At 63.9% G+C, this 22,681-nt stretch carries 22 protein-coding genes, 1 pseudogene and 1 riboswitch; of the genes and pseudogenes, 14 read left to right on the top strand and 9 right to left on the bottom strand.

Going from position 1 to position 22,681, the window contains the following annotated elements; genetic code table 11:
- The first annotated feature begins 47 nt into the window (after positions 1-47).
- The 7 genes and pseudogenes from C935_RS0109000 to C935_RS13400 form a co-directional block, all read left to right on the top strand.
- Entirely contained in the window at positions 48-1,301 is a 1,254-nt protein-coding gene (locus C935_RS0109000; protein ID WP_018862175.1) for a NupC/NupG family nucleoside CNT transporter, read from the top strand.
- A 202-nt stretch (positions 1,302-1,503) separates the two neighbouring features.
- Positions 1,504-2,259: a molybdate ABC transporter substrate-binding protein gene (modA, locus tag C935_RS0108995; RefSeq protein ID WP_018862174.1), complete on the top strand. Its 756-nt coding sequence runs from the start codon at positions 1,504-1,506 to the stop codon at positions 2,257-2,259.
- Positions 2,260-2,262: 3 nt separating this feature from the next.
- Positions 2,263-2,955, top strand: a complete 693-nt coding sequence (modB, locus tag C935_RS0108990) for a molybdate ABC transporter permease subunit (RefSeq protein ID WP_018174002.1) — start codon at positions 2,263-2,265, stop codon at positions 2,953-2,955.
- Positions 2,952-4,058 carry a molybdenum ABC transporter ATP-binding protein gene (gene modC / locus C935_RS0108985; RefSeq protein ID WP_018862173.1) on the top strand — a complete coding sequence of 369 codons (1,107 nt, stop codon included), beginning with the start codon at positions 2,952-2,954 and terminating at the stop codon, positions 4,056-4,058. Before modB ends, modC begins: the two co-directional genes overlap by 4 nt.
- A gap of 304 nt (positions 4,059-4,362) precedes the next feature.
- The gene (locus C935_RS0108980; protein ID WP_196800534.1) at positions 4,363-5,403 is read left to right on the top strand and encodes an SIR2 family protein; all 1,041 of its coding nucleotides are present in this window, start codon (positions 4,363-4,365) and stop codon (positions 5,401-5,403) included.
- 3 nt (positions 5,404-5,406) lie between these two features.
- Positions 5,407-7,158: an ATP-binding protein gene (locus C935_RS0108975; protein ID WP_018862171.1), complete on the top strand. Its 1,752-nt coding sequence runs from the start codon at positions 5,407-5,409 to the stop codon at positions 7,156-7,158.
- Between the two features lie 1,030 nt (positions 7,159-8,188).
- Positions 8,189-8,329 (top strand): annotated as a pseudogene (locus C935_RS13400) (addiction module antidote protein, HigA family); the annotation flags it as partial.
- Between the two features lie 123 nt (positions 8,330-8,452).
- On the opposite strand, the gene C935_RS0108965 reads toward C935_RS13400, so the two are convergent.
- Together C935_RS0108965 and C935_RS0108960 are read right to left on the bottom strand one after the other, a co-directional pair.
- Positions 8,453-8,962 carry a DsbC family protein gene (locus tag C935_RS0108965; RefSeq protein WP_018862169.1) on the bottom strand — a complete coding sequence of 170 codons (510 nt, stop codon included), beginning with the start codon at positions 8,960-8,962 and terminating at the stop codon, positions 8,453-8,455.
- Between the two features lie 367 nt (positions 8,963-9,329).
- Positions 9,330-9,797: a hypothetical protein gene (locus C935_RS0108960; RefSeq protein WP_018862168.1), complete on the bottom strand. Its 468-nt coding sequence runs from the start codon at positions 9,795-9,797 to the stop codon at positions 9,330-9,332.
- Positions 9,798-9,940: 143 nt separating this feature from the next.
- Between C935_RS0108960 and pyk the strand changes: the two genes are divergently transcribed.
- On the top strand, positions 9,941-11,398 hold the full coding sequence (gene pyk / locus C935_RS0108955) for a pyruvate kinase (RefSeq protein WP_018862167.1): 1,458 nt from the start codon (positions 9,941-9,943) through the stop codon (positions 11,396-11,398).
- Between the two features lie 224 nt (positions 11,399-11,622).
- Here pyk and C935_RS0108950 read toward each other — a convergent pair whose 3' ends face one another.
- From C935_RS0108950 to C935_RS0108940, 3 genes are all read right to left on the bottom strand, one after another.
- Positions 11,623-13,071 carry a catalase gene (locus C935_RS0108950; protein ID WP_018862166.1) on the bottom strand — a complete coding sequence of 483 codons (1,449 nt, stop codon included), beginning with the start codon at positions 13,069-13,071 and terminating at the stop codon, positions 11,623-11,625.
- 275 nt (positions 13,072-13,346) lie between these two features.
- Positions 13,347-15,461 carry a S9 family peptidase gene (locus C935_RS0108945; RefSeq protein ID WP_018862165.1) on the bottom strand — a complete coding sequence of 705 codons (2,115 nt, stop codon included), beginning with the start codon at positions 15,459-15,461 and terminating at the stop codon, positions 13,347-13,349.
- Between the two features lie 93 nt (positions 15,462-15,554).
- A complete protein-coding gene (locus C935_RS0108940; RefSeq protein ID WP_018862164.1) occupies positions 15,555-15,962 on the bottom strand; it encodes a rhodanese-like domain-containing protein in 408 nt (135 codons plus the stop codon).
- Positions 15,963-16,199: 237 nt separating this feature from the next.
- Here C935_RS0108940 and C935_RS0108935 point away from each other — a divergent pair, with 237 nt between their 5' ends.
- The 4 genes from C935_RS0108935 to C935_RS0108920 all read left to right on the top strand — a co-directional run bounded on the left by C935_RS0108935 (position 16,200) and on the right by C935_RS0108920 (position 18,187).
- Complete coding sequence (locus tag C935_RS0108935) at positions 16,200-16,613, top strand: GreA/GreB family elongation factor (protein WP_018862163.1); 414 nt, start codon at positions 16,200-16,202, stop codon at positions 16,611-16,613.
- Positions 16,614-16,773: 160 nt separating this feature from the next.
- Positions 16,774-17,046, top strand: a complete 273-nt coding sequence (locus tag C935_RS0108930) for a hypothetical protein (RefSeq protein WP_019572151.1) — start codon at positions 16,774-16,776, stop codon at positions 17,044-17,046.
- Between the two features lie 94 nt (positions 17,047-17,140).
- Positions 17,141-17,443 carry a DUF3817 domain-containing protein gene (locus C935_RS0108925; protein WP_018862161.1) on the top strand — a complete coding sequence of 101 codons (303 nt, stop codon included), beginning with the start codon at positions 17,141-17,143 and terminating at the stop codon, positions 17,441-17,443.
- Between the two features lie 396 nt (positions 17,444-17,839).
- The gene (locus C935_RS0108920) at positions 17,840-18,187 is read left to right on the top strand and encodes an antibiotic biosynthesis monooxygenase (RefSeq protein ID WP_018862160.1); all 348 of its coding nucleotides are present in this window, start codon (positions 17,840-17,842) and stop codon (positions 18,185-18,187) included.
- Between the two features lie 109 nt (positions 18,188-18,296).
- Here C935_RS0108920 and C935_RS0108915 read toward each other — a convergent pair whose 3' ends face one another.
- On the bottom strand, positions 18,297-19,613 hold the full coding sequence (locus C935_RS0108915; RefSeq protein WP_018862159.1) for a rhodanese-like domain-containing protein: 1,317 nt from the start codon (positions 19,611-19,613) through the stop codon (positions 18,297-18,299).
- A 173-nt stretch (positions 19,614-19,786) separates the two neighbouring features.
- On the opposite strand from C935_RS0108915, the gene C935_RS0108910 reads away from it, so the two are divergent.
- Positions 19,787-20,020 carry a hypothetical protein gene (locus C935_RS0108910; protein ID WP_018862158.1) on the top strand — a complete coding sequence of 78 codons (234 nt, stop codon included), beginning with the start codon at positions 19,787-19,789 and terminating at the stop codon, positions 20,018-20,020.
- Positions 20,021-20,128: 108 nt separating this feature from the next.
- Here C935_RS0108910 and C935_RS0108905 read toward each other — a convergent pair whose 3' ends face one another.
- From C935_RS0108905 to C935_RS0108895, 3 genes are all read right to left on the bottom strand, one after another.
- Positions 20,129-20,629 (bottom strand): DsrE family protein, encoded by a 501-nt coding sequence (locus tag C935_RS0108905; protein ID WP_018862157.1) that lies wholly within the window; start codon positions 20,627-20,629, stop codon positions 20,129-20,131.
- Positions 20,630-20,698: 69 nt separating this feature from the next.
- A complete protein-coding gene (locus C935_RS0108900) occupies positions 20,699-21,187 on the bottom strand; it encodes a DsrE family protein (RefSeq protein WP_018862156.1) in 489 nt (162 codons plus the stop codon).
- Positions 21,184-21,822: a TetR/AcrR family transcriptional regulator gene (locus C935_RS0108895; protein WP_018862155.1), complete on the bottom strand. Its 639-nt coding sequence runs from the start codon at positions 21,820-21,822 to the stop codon at positions 21,184-21,186. Before C935_RS0108895 ends, C935_RS0108900 begins: the two co-directional genes overlap by 4 nt.
- A 275-nt stretch (positions 21,823-22,097) precedes the next feature.
- Between C935_RS0108895 and C935_RS0108890 the strand changes: the two genes are divergently transcribed.
- Positions 22,098-22,442, top strand: coding sequence for a hypothetical protein (locus C935_RS0108890; protein WP_018862154.1), 345 nt, complete (start codon positions 22,098-22,100; stop codon positions 22,440-22,442).
- Between the two features lie 42 nt (positions 22,443-22,484).
- A riboswitch (yybP-ykoY riboswitch) is annotated at positions 22,485-22,649 on the top strand.
- Positions 22,650-22,681 lie beyond the last annotated feature (32 nt).

The following is a 22,681-nucleotide window of genomic DNA, read 5'->3' as shown; positions in this document are numbered from 1 at the left end:
TATCCTGTGCGGTTTTTGAACGCCGTCACAGAATCGAAGGGGACCGCATGCTCGCACTGCAAGCCGGGCTGGGACTGCTCGTATTCGTGGCCATCGCCTGGCTGCTGAGCGAACACAAGACACGCTTCCCCTGGCGCGAGGTGCTGGCCGGGCTGGCGCTGCAGTTCGGTATCGCCGTACTGCTGTTGAGCGTCCCCGGCGCGCAGCATGCGTTCCTGTGGCTGAACCAGGTCGTGATCGCCCTGACCGATGCCACCCAGGCCGGCACCTCGTTCGTGTTCGGCTATATCGGCGGGGACGACCCGCCGTTCGCGGTCGACGCCCCGGCCAACAACTTCATCCTCGCGTTCCAGGCGCTGCCGCTGGTGCTGGTGCTCTCGGCCCTGTCGGCCCTGCTGTTCTACTGGCGCGTACTGCCGGTGCTGATCCGCGGGGCCTCGCTGGTACTGCAGCGGGCATTCGGCATCGGCGGCGCCCTGGGCGTGGGCACGGCGTCGAACGTGTTCCTCTCCATGGTCGAATCCCCGCTGGTGATCCGCCCGTACCTGCGTCAGATGACCCGCAGCGAGCTGTTCGCGCTGATGAGCGTGGGCATGGCGACGCTGGCCGGCACGATGCTGGTGCTGTACTCGACCATCATCGGCACGGTGCTGGACGACGCGCTGGGCCACCTGATCGTCGCCTCGCTGATCAGCCTGCCGGCCGCGCTGCTGATCGCGACCGTGATGATCCCGCCGACCGCGCCCTCCACCGCCGGCGAGCTGCTCCCCGAGACCGAGGGCGCGACCAGCGCCATGGACGCGATCACCCGCGGCACCCTGCGCGGGCTGGAACTGCTGCTGCAGATCATCGCGCTGCTGATCGTGGTGATCGCCCTGGTCGCGCTGGTCAACGTGATACTGGGTGCGCTGCCCGAGGTCGCGGGGGCCGCGCTGAGCCTGGAGCGCATCCTGGGCTGGGTCTTCGCCCCGCTGGCCTGGCTGATGGGTATCCCCTGGGCCGAGGCCACCACCGCCGGATCGCTGCTGGGGGTCAAGACCATCCTCAACGAGATGGTCGCCTTCCTGCAGATGGCCGAGCTGGGTGACGACGCGCTGTCCGCGCGCAGCGAGCTGATCCTGATCTATGCACTGAGCGGCTTCGCCAACCTGGGCAGCCTCGGCATCCTGATTGGCGGCCTCGGCGCGTTGGTGCCGGAGCGGCGCAGCGAGATCGTGAGCCTGGGCATCCGCGCCATCGTCGCCGGCACGCTGGCCACGCTGATGACCGGCGCCGTGGTCGGCATCGTGCATATCGCCTGACGCGCGGCCAGGCCTGCCAAACCGTTGGCAGCCGGAGGCCGTTCCGGTGTAGGCTTCTGGCTGGCGATATGCAAACTGAAATATAACGAACCGCATATCCCCAGCCTCACCGTCACTGCGAGGAGCACCGCGACGAAGCAGTCGCCAGACGAAACCACCCGAGCCAACCATAACCCGCACCCACAGGGAACTATCCCCACCCATGCACCTGCGCCTACTGCTCCTGACCCTCGTCCTGCTGCCCGGCCTGGCGCACGCCTCCGGCCCGCTGACCATCGCCGCCGCCTCCGACCTGCGCTTCGCCCTGGACGAGATCGTGGAGGCCTACCGCGAGGAATATCCGGGCGACCGCGTGCGCGTGACCTACGGCTCCTCCGGGCGCATGACCACACAGATCCTGAACGGCGCGCCCTACGACCTCTTCTTCTCCGCCGACATCGCCTACCCGAAGCGGCTCCACGCGGAGGGGGCCGCCGTCACCGAGCCGTCCGTCTACGCGATCGGCCGCATCGTGCTGTGGAGCAACCGCATGGATGCCTCCGAGCTGACACTGGAGGACCTGACGCGCGACGACATCCGCCGCGTGGCCATCGCCTCGCCCACGCACGCCCCGTACGGCGTGCGCGCGAAGGAGGCGCTAAAGGCCGCCGGCGTCTGGGACGAGCTGCAGCCGAAGATCGTCAACGGCGACAACATCGCCCAGACCGCGCGCATGGTGCAGGCCGGCGGCGCGGACATCGGCATCATCGCGCTGTCGCTGGCAGAGTTCCCCGACCTCGCCGAACACCCGCACCAGCTGATCGACGACGCGCTGCACGAACCCCTGACCCAGGGCTTCGTAATCACCCGTCGCGGCGCGGACAAGGACACCGCGCACCGCTTCGCCGGGTTCATGGGCCGCGACAGCGCGCGCGAGATCATGCGCCGCTACGGCTTCGAGATGCCCGAGGGCGAATAACGCATGTTCGACCTGAGCCCCACGGACTGGATGGCGATCGAGGTCACCCTCAAGCTCGCGCTCTACACCACGCTGATCCTGCTGGTGATCGCCACGCCGATCGCCTGGTGGCTGGCCAACGGGCGCGGCTCCCCCGGCGTGCGCACCGCGGTGCAGGCCCTCGTCGCCCTGCCGCTGGTGCTGCCGCCCACCGTGCTCGGCTTCTACCTGCTGGTACTGCTCGGCCCGGCCGGGCCGGTCGGCAGCACGCTGGAGAGCTGGGGCCTGAACCACCTGGCCTTTACCTTTCAGGGCATCCTGATCGGCTCGGTGATCTACTCCCTGCCGTTCGCGGTGCAGCCGCTGCAGCAGGCCTTCGCCAACCTCGGCCGCCGCCCGGTGGAGATCGCCGGCTCGCTGGGCGCCGGGCGCATCGACCGCTTCGTCACCGTGATCCTGCCGATGACCCGCGGCGGCTTCATCGTCGCCGCCACGCTCGCCTTTGCCCACACCCTCGGCGAGTTCGGCGTGATCCTGATGCTGGGTGGCGCGATCCCCGGCGAGACCCAGGTGCTGTCCATCCTGATCTACGACCACGCCGAGGCGATGGACTTCGACTCCGCCCACCGCCTGTCCTTCGGGCTGCTGATCTTCGCCTTCGCCGTGCTGTTCATCGTCTACGCGATCAACCGCCGCTTCGACACGGTGCGCCTGTGACCCGACCCGAGCCCGACACGCTACGCATAAAGGCCCGGCTGGAACGCCCCGGCTTCGCGCTGGACGTGGACACCGCCTTCCCGCTGGAGGGCGTGACCGCCCTGTTCGGCCGCTCCGGCTGCGGCAAAACGACGCTGCTGCGCATCATCGCCGGGCTGGAACACCCGCCCGGCGGCGAGGTGCACTTTCGCGATAGCGTCTGGCAGTCCGGCAAGACCTTCATCCCGCTGCACCGCCGCCGCGTCGGCCTCGTGTTCCAGGAATCCACCCTGCTCCCGCACCTGTCCGTACGCGGCAACCTGCTCTACGGCTACAAGCGCACGCCGGAGCCCCTGCGCCGCCTGCACCTGGACGAGGTTGCCCGCCTGCTCGGCATCGACGACCTGCTGGAGCGCCGCGCCGACCAGCTCTCCGGCGGCCAGCGCCAGCGCGTCGCCCTCGGCCGTGCCCTGCTCACCAGCCCCGACCTACTCCTGCTCGACGAACCGCTGAACGCCCTGGACACCCAGACCAAGCGCGAGATCATGCCCTTCCTCGCCCGCCTGTCCGAGGAGACCGGCATCCCCAGCCTGCTCGTCACCCACGCCCCGGACGAAGTCGAACGCCTCGCCACCCGCGTCGCCTTCATGCACGACGGCCAACTCGAACGCCTGGAGCCCCTGCGCGAGGCCCTCGCCCGCGCCGATTCTCCCCTGTTCCGCGACGAAGGCGCCGTCTCCGTCCTGCAGGGCGAACTCGGCCCGGCCGACACCCACGGCCTGCACCCCTTCGGCCCGCCCGAGGCCCGCTACCGCGTGCCGTCCACCCCCGGCGCCGCCAACGGCGCCGGCCGCCCGGCCCGCCTGCGCATCGACGCCCGGGACGTGTCCATCGCCCTGACCCCGCCTCAGGACGTCTCCATCCTCAACATCATCCCCGTCACCATTGAGACGCTGGACGAGGCGCCCGGGCACCACGGGCCCGCGCGCGTCCTCGCCGTGTGCCGTCAGGACGATGGGCACACTTTGATGGCGGAGCTGACGAAGTTATCTACTGAGCGGCTGGGCCTCCAGCCCCGCACGCGCGCTCATGCGCTCGTCAAATCGGTCGCCTTACTGGACTGACCGTCCCCAACTCCGTCAAGAGTTCATACCACTCGAGTGATCGGCTCGCAAAACCACAATAACCGTGTCAGAATAACCCTGAAGACAAAACCAAGACCACGACCCCCGACCAACGCCGTACCTCAACGACTCTCAACCGCCCCACATCCAAGAACCATCGTCGCCCATGAACCATCCCTACCTAGATTACGGACCTTTTCTGGCGACACATCATCCGGGACATTTAGCGCGCACGATCCATCACTCTCCGTGCACGCCACCTAATCACTGTTAGCCGCAAGAATCACCAGGAACGATGCCAACCGTGGATTCAGAATTCACATATGACGAGCTAGCGAAGCTCGCGCAGCGCTTTCTTGCTGAGCGCCCGGTCGTTGTGCTCGGTACGGGAGCTACAATTCCTCATGGTCTCCCATCCATGTCAGCCCTTGCCGACGGGCTCCTGTCCGCCATCACGGACAATCCCGAGGGCTGGGATGTCTTCGCCGAACGATTACAAGCGACGAAAGACCTTGAGCAAGCGCTTCACGATGTACCACTGCCACAGGACACCGTCGAACATCTGGTCCGGGCAACATGGGAGATTGTCTCGTCAGAAGATATCTGCCTTTATAAACAGCTCCTGAGAGGCGAAGCAGCCTTTCCGCTCTCCGACTTGTTCGCCTACCTTCTGAGAACTGCGGACTCTCATCTCCGCGTTATCACCACGAATTATGACCGCGTTGCAGAGTATGCTGCGAACGCAGTAGGAGCGTATGCTTCTACGGGCGTCACCGCCGGATGGCTTCAGCGTTTTGTACCAGCGTCCGTTGATCGGGAGCGAGCACCTTCTCCCGGATTTGAGGGCCTTGTGACCATCCTCAAGGTTCACGGCTCCCTTGACTGGTTTCGTGACCCGACAGACGACGTGATAGCGGTACCCCTTGCGCCAGCGGTCCCTGACCAGATGAAGCCTCTTGTTGTAACTCCCGGCGTCAGCAAGTACAGGGAGGTCCACAAGGACCCTTTCCGCACCGTTATGAGCGCGGCGGATACTGCGCTCCGAAAAGCGACATGCTATGTGTGCATCGGCTACGGTTTCAATGACGAGCATGTACAGCCGGTGCTGGTAAACCGTGTCATGAAACACGACATTCCTCTCGTTATCGTCACCAAGAAGCTTACAACGCAAACTAGGAGCTCATTCTTGAACCAACCGCCAAAACACTTCCTGTTCATGGAGGAAGCTCCAACCGGCACCATGGTGTACACACCGAACAACCCCGGCGGCGCCATCTTAGACGGAGTGTGGGTTTGGAAACTACAGAACTTCATGAGCATGCTAACCGGAGGAAGAGGGAGTTAGCGAATGGCGATTTTTGACTACAACGCCGACCACGCCATCGGATCGGTATATAGTGTGGATACCGGAACCGTTCTGGTGAGTGTATCGGATATAAATGCGCTTCGTAGAATGCAGGTCAATCATCTCGTAGTTCTGCGCAGTTCACGCGCGGGCCAACACCTAATTGGGCTGATTAACAAGATCATGCGCAAGGCCCTCGTTGGCATAAGCGAGAACGAACAGCACAACGACGACACCCAGGAGGATCATGCTGTCGTCGAAAACATTGTCCGAGTGACGCTCATCGGCACCCATATTGATGCCGTGGGCACCGAACAGAATGTCTTCCGGCGGACGCTCGAAACGGTACCCGAGATCGACGCGCCGTGTTTCATGCTGAGCGGCGACAGGCTCACGGCGTTCATGCGCGCCATCTCAAAGCAAATTGTCGAAGGGCAGGAACCGCTACGCCTGGGCAAGTATACGATTGACGAAGAAGCCGACGCCTGGATTGACGGAAACCGCTTCTTCCAGCGCCACGCTGTTGTGGTGGGTAGCACAGGGTCCGGGAAGTCGTGGACGGTCGCCCAAATACTCGAGCAGGTCGCCCAACTACCGAATGCCAGCGCTCTTCTATTCGACATTCACGGTGAGTACACACCATTGGACGGTGACGGCATCAGCCAGTTAAAAGTGGCTGGCCCAGGCGATATAACCGCCGGAAGAACCCTCACTGATGGCGTGCTCTATCTACCCTACTGGCTACTAACATACGAAGAAATGCTCGCTATGCTCCTTGACCGGAGCGACCAGAATGCACCCAATCAGGCGATGATTTTCAACCGCGAAGTGATCGACGCGAAACGGGCCTATCTTGAAGAGACCGACAAGAAAGACGTGCTTGCCAACTTCACCATCGATAGTCCAATTCCATATAGCATCGAAGCGGTTCTAGCGAAGCTTCTGGAGTCTGATACCGAGATGGTCCCTGGGGCGAACAACCGAGACAAGCAGGGCCCTTTTCATGGCAAGCTGACACGATTCATTCAGCGGCTCGAGTCTAAAACCGCGGACCGCCGCCTTGGTTTCCTTTTCAGTGCGGGCGACGATGCAATGCGGTACGAATGGATGCAGGAACTCGCGACCGTTCTGCTTGGCAGCACCACGGTCCGGGGGGCGGGCGGCGTCAAAATTATCGACTTTTCGGAGGTTCCCTCGGACGTCCTGCCCCTAATTATCGGTCTGGTGGCACGCGTGGTCTTCTCGGTCCAGCAATGGACCGAGAAAAACAAACAGCATCCCGTCGCGATGCTTTGTGATGAAGCCCACCTCTATATACCGGAACGGCATGAATCCGGCGCCTCCGAAGAGGGACTGAAGTCGTTCGAGCGCATCGCCAAAGAGGGGCGAAAGTACGGCGTGGGACTTGCCGTTATTAGTCAGCGGCCCGCGGAAGTGAACCGAACAGTGTTAAGCCAGTGCAATAACTTTCTGGCGATGCGTTTGACTAATGCAGAAGACCAAGCAGTCATTCGTCGTTTAATGCCAGACACACTCGGGAGCTTTGCGGAACTCTTGCCGATCCTGGACATTGGTGAAGCGTTAGTAGTTGGTGACGCCGCTATCCTACCCAGCCGCATCCGCATTGACGAGCCGACCAAGCATCCCACCAGCGCAACCGTGAATTTCTGGGATCGTTGGGCGGCAGAGACCATTGAGAGTGGAATCACAGATGCCGTCGAGGCACTTCGAAAGCAGCAAACGTCCAGCCCATGAGCGGAAGAAGAGGACACCCATCATTTTCGGGCCCGCCCGGCAACGAACTCGGCGCCCGGAGGCGCCGATCAAAGTGGGTGGGAAAGTGCCGGGCCCTAGCCCCAGGTGTCCTGAGTGATGCCGGTGTCGCCTTCCCGTAAATTCGGTCCATTGAAAACTGGGGGCATAGGGGTCAGACCTTGCCTTTTGCCTCCCTGCAGAAGGAGAGGACACCCACTTTCTTCTGGGCGTCTTGCCCGTTGCCCCTTTTCCGTCATGGCGAGGTCCCGCAGGGGCCGTGGCCATCTCCGGACGCTACCTTCCGCGTCGGCGCTGGCCAGCACCGGGGACACCCTCGGAGATCACCACGGCGCTGCGCGCCTCGCGATGACCGGGTTTGGTTGGGCGGTCGATGGACAGGTCCCTGCTTGCGCTGCAAGCGGGCGGGAAAGTGGACACCCATCTTTTCGCTGCACTGCTGCAATGAAGCATCCCTAGCAGCGGCCCGGCATGATTATCCTCCGTCAGAGGCCAAGGGCGATCTCCAGGCGTGCCGTACTGCGGCGATGCAACGCGCGGGATCGTGGGCTTAGGTATCCCGCTTTGGGTACATCACGATCATGTACGCCATCAGCGGAAGGAGAGGACACCCACATTCTTCTTGCCGTCATGGCGAGGTCCCGCAGGGGCCGTGGCCATCTCCGAACGCTACCTTCCGCGTCGGCGCTGGCCAGCACCGGGGACACCCTCGGAGATCGCCACGGCGCTGCGCGCCTCGCGATGACCGGGTTTGGTTGGGCGGTCGATGGAAAGACCTGGGAATTCGGGGTCGGACCACGATAAGCGGCGGAAAACCTGGACCTTAATGCGCTCGCCTCGCCCACATAGAGCCTTAGACGTGCAGTTTCATGGGCGAAAATGGCCGACTAACGGGCAAAACGGGGTCGGGCCTCGATACTCCGCTGAATCTAAAAGGCTAGTTTCCTCTCTTGGCGCTGCACAGGCGCTTAAACGGCCCATTTTCGGGCCGAAAAGCCCAAGCGAAGTGGACACCCATGGCCGTGCGCCGGAAAGCTGGCTGGCCATGCAGGGCCGGCACGACCTCTGGTTTGCTCGGAAGGGTGTGGAGCTGGACACCGTGCGCCCGGTGCGGTTCGATGGGCCTGGCGACAGCGGGCAAGCTGACGCTTAGCGCCGCAGGAAGTACGCCAGGGAAGTAGGAACAAGAGGACACCCATCTTCTCGATGCGGTGGCTACTCGTTGTTCAAGGTCAAGATGAGCAAGATGAGGACACCCACCTTCTTGATACGCTGCTTACCGGGCCGCCTCGGCTTCCAGCATATCCACGAGTTCGGCGGCGGAGACAAGGCCGTACCTGATCCGGCCCTGGGGGGTGATGATGGTGGGGGTGCCCCGGAACCGCTGCTCCCGGGCGATGGCCAGATGGTCGGCCACGGGATGCGGGCAGTCTTCCGCCTTTATGGTCTCGCCCAGCTTGGCCCGGGTGATGGCATCCTGCCGGTCGTCGCTGCACCACACCGCCTCCATCTGCTCGAAGGCGTTGCCGATGACGGGAAACGCCGCATAGCGAATGCGGATGTCCCACAATAGGTAGTCGTCGATTTGCTGGTGGAATTCGCGGCAATAGGGGCAGTTGACGTCGGTAAAGACCGTCACGGTGTACTGGGCGTCGTCCGGCTCAAAGACAATGAGCTCGTCCTCGTCCAGGCCCTCCACCAGTTGCGCGATCTCGGCCTCCCGTTCCCCGGCGGCCGCGTTGCCGATCAGGCCGAACACGAGAAGCGCCACGACCACCAGGACCATGGGGCATGCGCAGATCCTGTTCCGTATCACGTCCACCGTCCTTCCGGCTTGATGCACTGACAGCCGGTGTTTGTCAGCCTGCCGGATCCCCTGCCCCGATACTTATACCGATGGACCATTGCGAGAAATCCGGGTTCCGCCTGACCGGAAGGCGTAAGCCAGCGGGAAACGGGCTCCGACCTCGATAGCATCATTTTCTGGTCTGTTATGGCGAGGCCCCAAGGGCCGTGGCCATCTCCAACACAACTTCTGACGTTTGCCTCTGCCAGCGCCGAGGTTATCCATGGAGATCGCCACGGCGCTGCGCGCCGCGCGATGGCGATGCCTGGTTTCGAAGAAGAGGACACCCGCCTTCTCAATGCGGTAGCTACTCGTTGTTCAGTACCAATTGCCCCCTCACCTGGCGGCGGACGAACCAGATCAGCAGGAGCGGCAGGATCACCCACTGAACGAGCGGCAGCAGGCCCGTGCCCAGGATCGGCAAGGTGGGCATGGTGTCGGCGTACTGCCAGCGGTCGTCGATTTCCGTTGCGTGCCACTCCAGGCCGATGGTGATCACGACCCCGATCGCCACGAACAACAGCACGGTGCGCAGAGTGGGCTGGAGAATCCAGCTCCGGTTCCGGGCGAGCGCCGCCACGCCCCAGAAGGCCGCGAGTGCGATCAGTACATCGCCAAGCGTTGCCCGGGTGCAGAACACCACGGCCTCCCAGTGCGGCATGGTGGGCATATCGTCGAAGAAGGGTACCTGCAGAAACTCCCATGGGTAGTTCAGCAGGAACGCGAACACGGCCACGTTGAACTCGGGTAGGGCCAGGATGCGCTGCCGCGACATGGGAGCCTCCTGTTGGTCTTGGTACGAGCACTCCGATACCGGGAAGGTACACGATGATGCTGCCGACTTGCCTCAAGGCCATCGGCGACAGGCTGGCGCGGACGGTTTACCCTCAGGGACATTGATCGAGTAAGGGCTTGCCCATGCCGTTTCCCGCGCAGAAGACGAAGATCGTGGCCACGATCGGGCCGGCGTCCGACTCCCCGGACACGCTGCGCCGAATGATGCAGGCCGGGCTCAACGTGGTGCGGCTGAATTTCTCGCATGGTGACCCGGCCTACCACGCCGAGGTGATCGGGCGTATCCGGGAGGCGGCGCAGGACACCGGCACCCGCGTTGCGATCCTCGGCGACTTGCCGGGGCCGAAGATGCGCATCGGCGAGCTGGGCGAGGAGCCGATCGAGCTGGAACCCGGCGAGACCATTGCGCTGACTACCGAGGACTGCAGCGGCGATGCCTCGCGCGTGAGTGTGTCGTTCTCCGGGCTGCCGGACGCGGTGCAGCCCGGTGATGCGCTGTTTCTGAACGATGGCTACATCGAGCTGGAGGTTGTGTCGGTCGAAGGCCACGACGTCAACTGCCGCGTGCAGACCGGTGGGGAGCTGCGCTCGCGCAAGGGCCTGAACCTGCCGGGCATCGATCTCGGCATCCGCGCCTTTACCCTGGACGATCACGACTGGCTGCGGTTTGCGGCGGAACACGGCGTGGATGCCGTCAGCCAGAGCTTCGTTGTCGATGGCGACGACATCCTGGCCGTGCGCAAGGCGGCGGAGGCGCTGGGCTACAGCCCCTTCATCATCGCCAAGATCGAGCGGGCCGCGGCGCTGGAGCAGCTCGACAGCATCCTGGAGGCGGCGGACGGCATCATGGTGGCGCGCGGGGATCTGGGGGTGGAGATCCCGATCGCGAGCATCGCCCTCGCCCAGCGCCGCATCACCCGGCGCGCCAACCAGTACCACCGCCCGGTGATCACCGCGACCCAGATGCTGGAGTCCATGGTCACCTCGCGCCGCCCGACCCGTGCCGAGGCGACCGACGTGGCGAATGCCATCCTCGGCGGTACCGACTGCGTGATGCTCTCCGGCGAATCGGCCATGGGACGCTACCCGGTGGAATCCGTGGCGATGCTTGCGGCCATTGCCCGCTCCATCGAGCCAGAGCGCGACCGAGGCATGATGCCTGATGGCCCGAACGACCATGACGAGGCCGGGCGCGACCGCGCCGTCGATCTGATCGTGCGCAGCGTATTCCACACCGCGCAGCGGCGCCTGCCACAGGTGACCCTGGCGCCCACGCTCAGCGGCACCACGGCCCGGCGCATCGCCTGCCTGCGCCTGCCCTGCTGGACGGTCGCTTTCACCCCGAACCCCGCAACCGCGCAGGGTCTGCAGTTCTCCTACGGCGTCGAGCCGGTGGAGGTCAGCGAGGACCGCAGCGACTGGAACGACTTCGCCCGGGCGTGGCTCGCCGAGAACGACATCAACGACGGCCTCGCGCTCCTCATCCAGGGCCCCTCGGGCCCCAACCCGACCGGCAACCACCGCCTGGAACTGCTCGAACTCGACAGCCCCCGCCAGGGGGACGCACCAGGGCATACCTGAGAAAAGGTCAACGAGAACGCACCCTTCTTCCCTGCCCCGTCATGGCGAGGCCCCGCAGGGGCCGTGGCCATCCCCGAACGCGACGCCAGACGTCCGCCTGGGCCTAGGCCGGGGCCATCCACCGAAATCACCACAGCGGTGCGCGTCTCGCGATGACAGTGTCTGCTTGTCGCGTCGGAAACAGCGGAGGGACACCCACCTTAGTACGCTACTTGCGCACGGGTTTAACCGCCGCGCACGCCCTGCTCGATCCGCTCGCCGACGTCAGGGTCGACGTTTTTCCAGTACTCGAAGGCGCGCTCGAGCACAGGGTCCGAGACCCCATCCTTCAGGTGCCCCACCACGTTGGAAACCAGCCTTTCCCGGGCGTCGTCATCCATAACCTCACGCACCAGAGTTCCAGGCTGACCGAAGTCGTCATCGTCCTGGCGCTTGGTGTACGGGGCGCGGACGAGCTCGCCATCCGCCGCCCATGTCGCCATCTCCGGATAGCGCTCGCTGTCCGCCGCTGGGCCGCCCTTGGAGTTGGGTGCATACACGGGATCCGCGACGTTCTGGACCCGCATCGCGCCATCTTTGCTGTAGCTGTGAACCGGTGCCTGCGGTGCGTTGACCGGGATCTGCTTGTAGTTCACCCCCAGGCGTGCCCGGTGGGCATCGGCATAGGAGAAGACCCGCGCCAGCAGCATCTTGTCCGGGCTGAATCCAGTGCCGGGGACCTGGTTGTTGGGCTCGAACGCGGCCTGTTCGATCTCGGTGTGGAAATCCGTGGGGTTGCGGTTCAGGGTCAGCTTGCCCACTTCGATCAACGGGTAGTCGCCATGTGGCCAGACCTTGGTCAGGTCGAAGGGGTTGAAGCGGTAGGTCTCGGCCTCCTTGAACGGCATGATCTGCATGTACAGCGTCCAGCTCGGGTGATCGCCCCGATCAATGGCCTGGTAGAGGTCCCGGGTGTGGTAGTCGGCGTCTTCGCCAGCCAGCCGGTCGGCCTCTTCCTGGGTCAGAAACTCGATGCCCTGGTCGGTCTTGAAGTGATACTTCACCCAGAATTTTTCGCCCTCGGCGTTCACCCACATATACGTGTGGCTGGAGTAGCCATTCATATGCCGCCAGGTTTTCGGAATGCCGCGATCGCCCATCAGCCAGGTGACCTGGTGCGCGGACTCCGGCGACAGGGTCCAGAAATCCCACTGCATGTCGTGATCGCGCAGGTTGCTGTCGGCACGGCGCTTCTGCGAACGGATGAAGTGCTGGAACTTCATCGGATCGCGAACGAAGAACACCGGCGTGTTGTTGCCCACCATGTCGAAGTTGCCTTCGCTGGTGTAGAACTTCACCGCGAAGCCGCGCGGATCCCGCCAGGTGTCCGGGCTTCCACGCTCGCCGGCCACCGTGGAGAAACGCAGCAGCACGTCGGTCTTGGTGCCGGGCTGAAACACGGCGGCCCTGGTGTAGCGGCTGACGTCGCTGGTCACCTCGAAGTGCCCGAATGCGCCGGCCCCCTTCGCATGTGGCTGGCGCTCCGTGATCCGCTCACGATTGAAGTTCGCCATCTGCTCGATGAGGTAGTGGTCATGGAGCGCGATGGGCCCGTCGGGTCCGATGGTGAGCGAATGCTCGTCACTCGCGACGGGAATGCCTGCATCGGTGGTGGTCGGTTTGTTAGTCGCCATGGAGGTGCCTCGCTGATTACTGGTTCGCGGCGTGCCGCGTTGCGATATTGGGAAGCCCCTTGGCGGGCACGATGCCCGGAGTGCTCCACAGGAGGCACGAAAAAACGTGCCCTCCCGGCGGGACGGACCGGCGTCGCGGGGATCCACAAGGGGTCTCGATTTGCTTACATCGCCTACGAGACTAGACCCCCTGTATCGGCCATTACCACGGCGAAAATGAGCGGCTGATCGCAGTAACGAGGGCGGCCTTGTCCGGCCGCTTAGCTGGCTAATACCTATGGGCTGTCGACTGCCTCAACGTCCTGGCGCAGGGAATTCAGGCGCTCCTGCACCGCCTCGGGGTAGTCGGCCTGGTGACGGCCACCCAGGTGTTCGGCCAGGAAGATTTCCAGCCCGGCGAAGAAGGCGAGCCGGTTGGTCTGGTCGACCAGACCGTGGCCCTCGTCCGGGGCCAGCAGGTACTCGACCGGATGCCCGGCCTCGCGCATCGCCGCGACGATCTGGTCGGACTCCTGCTGCTTCACGCGCGGGTCATTCGCGCCCTGCCCGACCATCAGCGGGGCCTGGATGTTCTCGACGTGGAACAGCGGCGACTGGGCCTTGAGGCGCTCGCGATCATCCGCGTCTTCCGGGTCGCCGACGCGGCCGTGCATGCGGCGGATGCCGGCCTCCCAGTACGGCGGGATGGATTCCATCAACGTAATCAGATTGGACGGCCCCACCATGGAGATGCCGGCGGCGTACAGCTCGGGCGTCCAGGTGAGCCCGGCCAGGGCCGAGTAGCCCCCGTAGGAGGCACCAAAGATCGCGACCCGGTCGGGATCGGCGATGCCCTGGTCGATCAGGTATTTCACGCCGTCGGTGACGTCGTGCTGCATCACGCCCGTGCCCCACTCCTGGTTGCCGGCGTTGAGGAACGCCTTGCCGAAACCGGAAGAGCCACGGAAGTTGGGCTGAAATACCGCATAGCCGCGGTTGGCGAGGAACTGCACGGTGCCACTGTAACCCCAGGTATCGCGAATCCACGGGCCGCCGTGCGGCATCACCACCAGCGGCAGGCCTTCCGGCTCCGCGCCATGCGGCAGCGTCAGGTAGCCGGGGATCTCCTGGCCGTCACGCGCGGTGTAACGGATCGGCTCCATCGGCGCGAGGTGCTCGCGCGGCAGGTCCGGGCGCCCCTCGTACAAGAGCTCGATCTCACGCGCGTCGACGTTCGCGAGATATACGCTGCCCGGGTCGGTGTCCCGGATGACCCCGACCGTCCACAGGGACTCGTCGCGGGTGCGCGAGGTAATCTCCAGCTCGCCCTCGCCCAGCTCGTCGCGCAACCATTCCAGGTGCGACTCGAAGTCCTCGTCATGGGCGTAGATGCGCTGGCGATCCCCGGTGTACGCCGTGGCCAGCAGGCGATGGTCCTGGTCGGAGAACGTCGCGCTGCCGAGATCGACCTCGCCCTCCGGATCACGATGCACCAGTTCCTCTTCGCCGGTGGTCGGGTTAAACAGGACCAGCTCGATCAGGTCGCGCTCGTCCCCCGCGTTAGTGCGCATATAGAGCCGCTCGCCGTCGGAGTGGAAGTTGGCAATGGAGCAGGTCTCGCCGAACGCGCAGGTATAGATGGATTCGAACTCGTCCTGCGACTTCACGCGCAGGATTTCGGTGCCCGCGTCGTCCGTGGTGCGCACGGCCTTGCGCAGTTCGCCTTCGTGGAAGCCCCAGCCCTCGATCTCGGCGGTGTTCTTCGCCACAAGCGTCTTCTCGCCGGTCTCGAGCGATACACGATAGACATCGTGCAGGCGCGGGTCGCGTTCGTTCAGCCCGACGAAGATGTACTCCGGGGTCGAGCGCGGGACATGCTGCACCCGCGCCTGCACGCCATCACCCCCGGCGAGCCGGCGCGACTCGGGGATGCCGTCCCGCCCGGCGGCGTCCTCCAGCGCGATCACGCGCAGCTCCAGGTTCTCGTCGCCATCACGATCGCGCACGAAGATCAGGTGCCGCCCGTCGCGAGACCAGAAAAAGCCCATGATGGAACGCGGTTCCTCGGTCAGCGGGCGCGCCGACTCCAGGGGCTCGCCCCGCTCCATAAGGTGCAGATTCATCGCGCCCTCGTGGGCGCTCACCAGGGCCACGTAGTCACCATCCGGCGAGATGCGCCCGGCGGCATGCTGCGGATCGCGGAAGAACTGCTCCAATTCGAGCAGCGGGGGCGCCTCGCCCTCGGCCCACGGGCCTTCGCTACCTTCCACGAATTCGGCTTCGACCTCTATCTCGGCCGCGCCGACGGCCGGTACGGCGAACAACGCGAGCGACAAGCTCAGCGCGACGGCCGTGGGCGACCAGCGCTTCGTGATCCCGTGACTCGCCAGACGCTGACCCGTGGACTGCATACCTTGTCTCCCGTTACGTGCTGCACCAGCGACAGCCACGGGTGCCCACGGGTTCCCGACGAGGCCGGGAAAGGCCTTCCGGTCAACGAATTGCTAGTCTTTCCAGCCGCGAAAGCCCTCCCGTACCGAGAGACAGCGTGCATAGCCCAGCTCCCGCAGCAGTTCGGCGGCGCGCAGGCTGCGGCGACCGCTGTTGCACAGGCACAGCAGGATCTGATCCTGCGTCACGTGGTAGCGATTGATCAGCGAGAGGAAGTGCTGAAAGTCGCGATCATCCGGTTCGTCCGCGTCCAGCAACTCCTGCTCTTCCTCCGAGATCTGCCGCCCCAGCAACTGCTTCAGCCGGAACAGCGGCACCGACACCGCACCTTCCACCTCGCCCTCCAACTCCAGCTCGAAGGGCTGGCGGATATCCAGCAACACGGCCAGGCCGATATCCACCAGTTCGCGCGCCGAGCTGACGCTGATTTCCAGTTGCGGGTCGTTCGTCTCGTTCGCCATGAAGGCTCCTTTGCACTCGGGATCGAAAAAATCGGGATTAGGCACACTAAAAATGCCACGATTCACATGGATTTGCCTTTTTTCGGGTGCCTGGGTAGCATCCTTATTTCTTTAATTCTAACAGACACTTATCAAAGGATGGAGCACGCGATGACGGGAACCCTCACTTAGGCCGGGCGCCGAATGTTCCGCGCCCGGCCCATGCCTTCTTCTATCACCTGAACAGGAGATGCGACCGTGGCGCGCAAGAATTCGTCTTACCTTCGTCAAGCCTACGATTCCCATGTCAATCGTTGGGTCCGCCAGGACTACTGGGGCGCGATTGGTACACCAGTCGACCTGGCCTCGCTACTCGAGAAGATCGAGAGCGAGACGCCTCATACGGACACCACCCCCCGGTGCGGACAAGTGATCCAGACTGGCTGCAGCGTGCGCCTGCTGGACTTGCAGACCGAAGAAACCTATCGGGTCGAGCTTTGCGAGCCGGAGCATGCCCAGCCCGAGCGCGGCAAGATCTCGATCCTGTCCCCTCTGGGCTCGCAGCTGCTGGGACTGCGCAAGAACTCACTGGCCGAGATCACGCTGCTCCGCAGCCGACTGCGGTTCCTGGTGGTCGAAATACTGGAACCGGGGCACGATCCCGACCAATGATCCATACATGCCTGCCGGAGGTTCGCGCCCCCGGCGGGCGTTCATCAGGCTGGAATACCGTATCCGTGTGCTGCCTCTTCGTCTTCGCGGAAAGCTTTGGGCACAATCATCTCGTAGCGGTGTCACCACAAATTTCTTGCACCCTGCCCGAGGAGGATGCGTGAGGCTCTGGTCGAAGTGGAAAAAAGGCGGGGCGCTACTGGCCGACGTGCTCAAGCGTAACGGGATTGACCCGACTGCAGCAGCGGCCCAGGAGGTATTCAGCAAGATCCTGAACGAAGCCGAGGCGGCAGCCGATACACGCCTGAAGAACGAGCAGGCGGATGGGACCCTCTCGCCCGACGAGCACAACACGCGCTGGGAGGCGCTGTTTTTCGAGGAGATTCGCGCCCGGGCCAAGGACTACGCCCAATCGGCGCGCAAGCAGCGCTAGGATTAAACCACCCCCATTGCCTTGTCCATTTCGTGGCGTCCGTCGCACTTCGTGCTACCCTCCGCCGCGTTTCCCAATCCACCGGTCCCGCCCCATGAAGTTCTTTCGCCTGATCAGCGTTCTTGAGGGTTTGTCGCTCATTACCCTGCTGTTTATCGCGATGCCGCTGCGCACCTATGCGGATATGCCGCTGGCCGTCACCTACGCCGGCTGGGTGCACGGCATCCTGTTCATCATCTACGGCGCGACTTCGCTGATCGCCAGCCACCTGAGCGGCTGGTCGGTGTGGAAGTGGCTGCTGGTCCTGTTCCTCGGCGTCGTCCCGTTTGGCTTCCTGTACGTGGACCGCATAATCCGCCGGGAGAGCTCCCCCACTGGCGAGGCCGAGACGGCCTGACCCCCGTCCATCACCGACTTCCACCTAGGGAGACGCTGATTTAATCGCGCGTCCGCGCTCGAGTCGCTTTTGCGTGCGCACAAGGCGCGGTGACCGCCGTGCAGTCATTCTGCACAAGGGAGCCGCAACGCCGTGCGCGCGCCCGTTTTTGATCAACAACGGGCGGCCGAGCCCCTGCTTTCGATGGCTTGTGGGGTTGGTGCCCCCTGTTCCCCGATCCTGCGTTGCGCCCCGAATCCATCAAGAACGGGCGGGTAGAACCACTACCCGCTGCACGACGCGCCTTGTCTCGGAAAACAGGGGGCACCAACGCGGACGTGCGATTAAATCAGCGTCTCCCTAGCCGACTCTGGCGTGGTTTAATCGGCGCTCCATCCCGCCGATAGCGAAGCCGCCATGATTGCCGTGATCTTTGAAGTGGAACCGCATGCCGAGCGCAAACAGGACTACCTGGATGCGGCCGCGCAGTTGCGCGAGCACCTGAAGGATGTGGAGGGGTTCATCTCCATCGAGCGCTTCGAGAGTCTGAGCCAGCCGGGCAAGGTGCTGTCACTGTCGTTCTGGCGCGACGAGGACGCGGTGCGTCAGTGGCGTAATCTGGAGGCGCACCGCCAGGTGCAGGCGGCCGGGCGCGGCGGCATCTTTGTCGACTACCGCTTGCGCGTGGCCGAGGTCGTACGCGACTACGGCATGCACGACCGCGACCAGGCGCCATCGGACTCCCGCGCCGCCCACGGTTCCTGAAACGCTGATCATTGCAGCTCGCCCCCAGCAACAAGGAGACACTGCTCGCGGAGATCCGCGACCAGCTGAAGTTGAAGTAGCGGCGAGGCGCAACCCCCGCCAACAGGCTTCAGAAGCCCTCGAACTCCATCGCGCGGAAGACGCGCCCGGCGTTTTGGCGGTGGAGCTCGTCGTAGGTGTCCAGGTGGCGGTAGGCCGACTGGTCAATGTTGTAAGCGTCGTTCAGCGTGCCGCCGGTGTCGATGATCTCCTGCACCTCCCCGCGCAGGAAGACGAGGTAGTCCCGGGTGTACTTGCGCAGCTGCTCAAAGTCGGTCACCGGACCACCGTGGCCCGGGATGATGTAGTCGGCCTCGATCGCCTCCAGCTTGTCCCAGGTCTCGATCCAGCCGGCGGTGTCGGTATATTCGAAGATCGGCAGCATGCGCTCGTGGAAGGCGAGGTCGCCGGTGATCAGCGTCTTGCGATCCGGCGCCCACAGGGCGATATCCCCCGGGGCATGCGCGGGGCCGAGAAAGAGCACCTCGATGGTCTCGCCGCCCATGTCCAGCTCGACGCGATCCTCGAAGATCTTGTCCGGCGTGCCGAGCTCGGTCAGAAACGCCTTGTCGCGGGTGCGGTTCGGCGCGCCCTCCAGACTGCGCTGGCCGTTCTGCTCGATCTCGCGCGCGGCGTCCTCGTGCGCGATCACGGTGGCGCCCTGCTCCTGCCAGTAGGTCATGCCGAGCATCGCGTGCCCCTGGGCGTTTTCCAGCACCACGTACTTCACCGGCTGGTCAGTGAGCTTCTTGATCTCCTCGTGCAGGGACTGGGCCAGCAGGTAGTTGTCGCCGGCGTTCATGACCACCACGCCGTCGTCGGTGATGATGAACGACAGGTTGTTGTTATGGCCCGAGTTCTCGTAGGTCGAAGGCTGGGTGGCACCGATCGCGGACCACACGCCATCGGTCACCTCCTGGGGCATGGCGTAGAGGAAGGAATCCAGTGCCTTGTCGAGCACGTACAGGGGCCCGTCGGCTTCCTGCCATTCGCGGAAGCCGCCCGCGTAGTTGTGCACGTTGGTATAGCCCATGCTCTGGAGCGTCTGAGCCGCCAGCGCGGAACGCCGATTCTCCTCGCTGTAGACGACGATCGGCGTGTCTTTTTCGGACACCTCGCCCGCGATGCGAAACTCCAGTTCGCCACGCGGAATGTTTAGTGTGAGATGCGAACGAATCTGCCCGCCACCCATCTCGATCTCCTGGTGAGAGCGCACATCAATCAGAACGTGATCTGGTTCGTTCGTGATGAGATTTGCCACCCCTTCGCGATCGATCTCGCTGGTCGCCGACCGCGCATCATCGACCAGCGCATCCGCAGAGATTTCTTCGCCATGGGCCACACCGCCCACCGCGAACAGCATCAAAACCAGCCAATGTGCGCGCATGTTATCCACCTACCAATTGAAGAGACCATCTCCAGAACATAGACAGCCTGTGCGGCCGCTTCCACATCAGCGATACCCTCTTGTGGTTGGGCTTCCGGCGACGTGGGCCATTGGCGGTTACGGGTCTATAGTCGAGCCGTAGGTCTGGCCGGAATTACCGGGAGGAAGTCTTGATGAATCAGCACATGGCGGATGTCACCATCCACATTGACGAAGCGATCGACCGCGTCGTCCGTGAACGCATTCAGGACGAGTTACGGTCTCTGGACGGCGTCATGGCTGCCTCCAGCCACGACAATCGGCCTCACCTACTGGTGGTGGAATACGACCCGGCACGGGTCAACAGCCGGCAGCTGCTGGATACGGTGACGGCAAACGGGTTGAACGCGGAACTGATCGGGCTGTAAGGGGCACCCGCGGAGGCGCCGGGGGGCGATTCCAGTGACCCTCCCCCCAAAAGGCCGCCACCTCCCTGTGACGGCTAACCGGGCGCGAATGCTGGGTCTCGGAGGTACTCAGTAGACCGGGACCAGTGCGTAACCCTGGTTCTGGTAGCCCATGACAGCGATGAAGCCGCTGCGCACCGGTTTGATCGCATCCAGGACTTTGTCGTTGTCCACTCCATAGGCACGCGTCGCCGCGGCACAAACCTCCATACGCACGCCCAACTCGTCCAGACGCTCAACAGCCTTCGCGATCTCCCCCAGCGTGTCGCCATGGTCCATCGCGATCTCGGGCTCCGGGTCGGTGGTGATGAACTTGACCGCCTCGGCGATAAACACCATGCGCAGGTCCGGTTCCACGCCTTCCTTGACCAGGTTCTCGTGGTTGGTGGCGATGCCGCGCAGGTAGGCCAGCATCACGTCGGGGTCGGACTTGCGGATGTCGTAGACCGCGCGCATGGTCTCGATGCCCTGGGTGGCCTCGCGGTTGTCCAGACCCTCTGCATTCGCCTTCGAGATCAGCCCGAGCGGGAGCAGCAGGGCCAGCAGCAGGATCATGATTCGGTTTCGCATCAGCTATGTCTCCTTTGGGGTTGGAGTCCTTTTCTTGTTTTCGGACCCGATATTGCCGCAGTGCGCGGCTCAGTAGATCGGGATCACCGCGTAGCTCTGGGCCTGGTAACCGGTCAGCGAGACGAAGGTATTGCGCACAGGCTCGATGCCGGGCAGCAGTTCGCCGTGATCGACACCGAACAGCCGTGTGGCCACGGAACAGGACTCCATCCGTACGCCCTTCCCCTTCAGCGCGGCGATATGTCCCTCGATCGCGTCCAGGTGATCGAACTCGGTCAACTCGAAGCGCTCGCGGTCCTCGCCGATCATGGTCACCGCGCGACCGCGAAAGGCGAGGATCATGTCGGGCTCGACGCCCTGATCGGTCAGATCCTCGAAGGTCTCGCGGATCACCATCAGGTACAGCGCGAGCAGTTCGGGGTCGTTGTTGTTCAGGTCGAACACGACCCGGCCCTGATCGACCCCTTCCAGGGCCCGGGTATCAGTCGGTTCCGCCTGTGCGGACAGTGACACCACGGACAGCGTCAGGGTCAGGTAAAGAACGGCCAGCAGCTTCATTCTTCGGTCTCCTTGATGAGATGTTTTGCGGGCGCAGGCGGATCACTCGCAATCGCCCGCCAGGCCGCGTCCTGCATCGACGCCAGATAGCGCGACAGAGGTTTTTCGAGGACACCATCCAGGTGCAGTTGGACCAGCCGGATCGCCCCGCCAAAAGCCGCCGTGGCGGCGACCGGAACCTCGATGGGGCAGACCTCGCCAGAGGCGATGCCCTGCTCGATGCACTCGCGCATCCGCATGAAGGGCCGCGACGAACACACCGGTGGCTCGTCCGGAAGGAACTCGCGATGACGGGACTCGAGCACGAAGCGCATGGTGCGCGGATCGTCGGTCGCCGCCCGGAACATGAAGGCGATGATGCCGTCGCAGCGCGCCCGGCAACCACGCTCCCGCTCCATGACCTCGCGCAGCCCGGCATCCATGCGCTCCAGCAGCTCGTCGTAGAGCGCCTTGGCCAACGCCTCCTTGTTGCCAAAGTGGTGGTAGATGGAACCGATCGAGACATCCGCCTCTCGACGGATGTCGTGGATAGACGTGTTGAAGTAGCCACACGTACTGAACAGCTCCAGGGCCGTCTCCAGCACACGCTGGCGCAACACCTCACCGCGCAGCTTCTTGTTCACAACCGTCGACATGAGCAAAAACCGAACGAACGTTCGTTCTAATATAAGCGGGATCATCGGCCATTGCCACCCCGCCACCGAAGACGGGCGAAATGCGCGGCGTTCTGCCACCATTGGCTGAGGGAGACCCGCCAATGAACCCTCCGACCACCCTGCATACCCTCAACAGCAGGCACGCGACCGGGTCTGGATCGTTACATTGTGGATGACTGCGTGCCGGTCGAGGCCTGACTCTTTCGGCCCACGCCAGGTCCAAACTGTACTCAAGGGAGATCTCGGATAACGCCATGACCGAACCGACGCCCGCACGTACCACGATCCGCCAGCAACTGGAACAGCTGGCCGCCCTCGCTCGCGAGGACCAGCAAGAGGCGGCCCGCCAGCTGGTGGGGCAGATCAAGGAGGCCCTGGACCATTTGCCATCGGAGGCGGCCGCCCCTGTGCACCCGGAACCGGCGCGCAAGCCGCCACGCGAGCCCACCACCGAAGCAGTCAAGTGCCCACGCTGCACCTTGCGGGCCTTTGCCTATCAGCCGGACACCCTGCGCGAACAGCCCGGGCATCCAGGCCATTTCGAGGGGCGCTATCACTGCATGAGCTGCGGCCACGAGGACTGGCGACCCGTCACGTGATCCCTGGACATTTCCGCCGCCGCCTGGCTATAGTGCGCGCACCCTCAGGGGAGTAGTCGCTCCGGCCATCCGCGCCGGAGGCACACGTCAACAGACTTGGCCGCATGGCCGTGGCGTGTGCAGCCCACCCGAAGGTGCCCGGGCGCGCCTTCGTCGTACGGCCTGACGAGACCTGTGGCACCGATATCCGGTTCGCCTGTTGGCGATCTTGGCCCGTGGGCGGGCGGCGATGGCGGTGT

The organism is Thioalkalivibrio sp. ALJ3, from assembly GCF_000377205.1.
In the GTDB taxonomy this organism is placed as follows: Bacteria; Pseudomonadota; Gammaproteobacteria; order Ectothiorhodospirales; family Ectothiorhodospiraceae; genus Thioalkalivibrio.
Note: the sequence above shows the minus strand (reverse complement) of the source record. Positions and strands in the feature narration are given on the sequence as shown.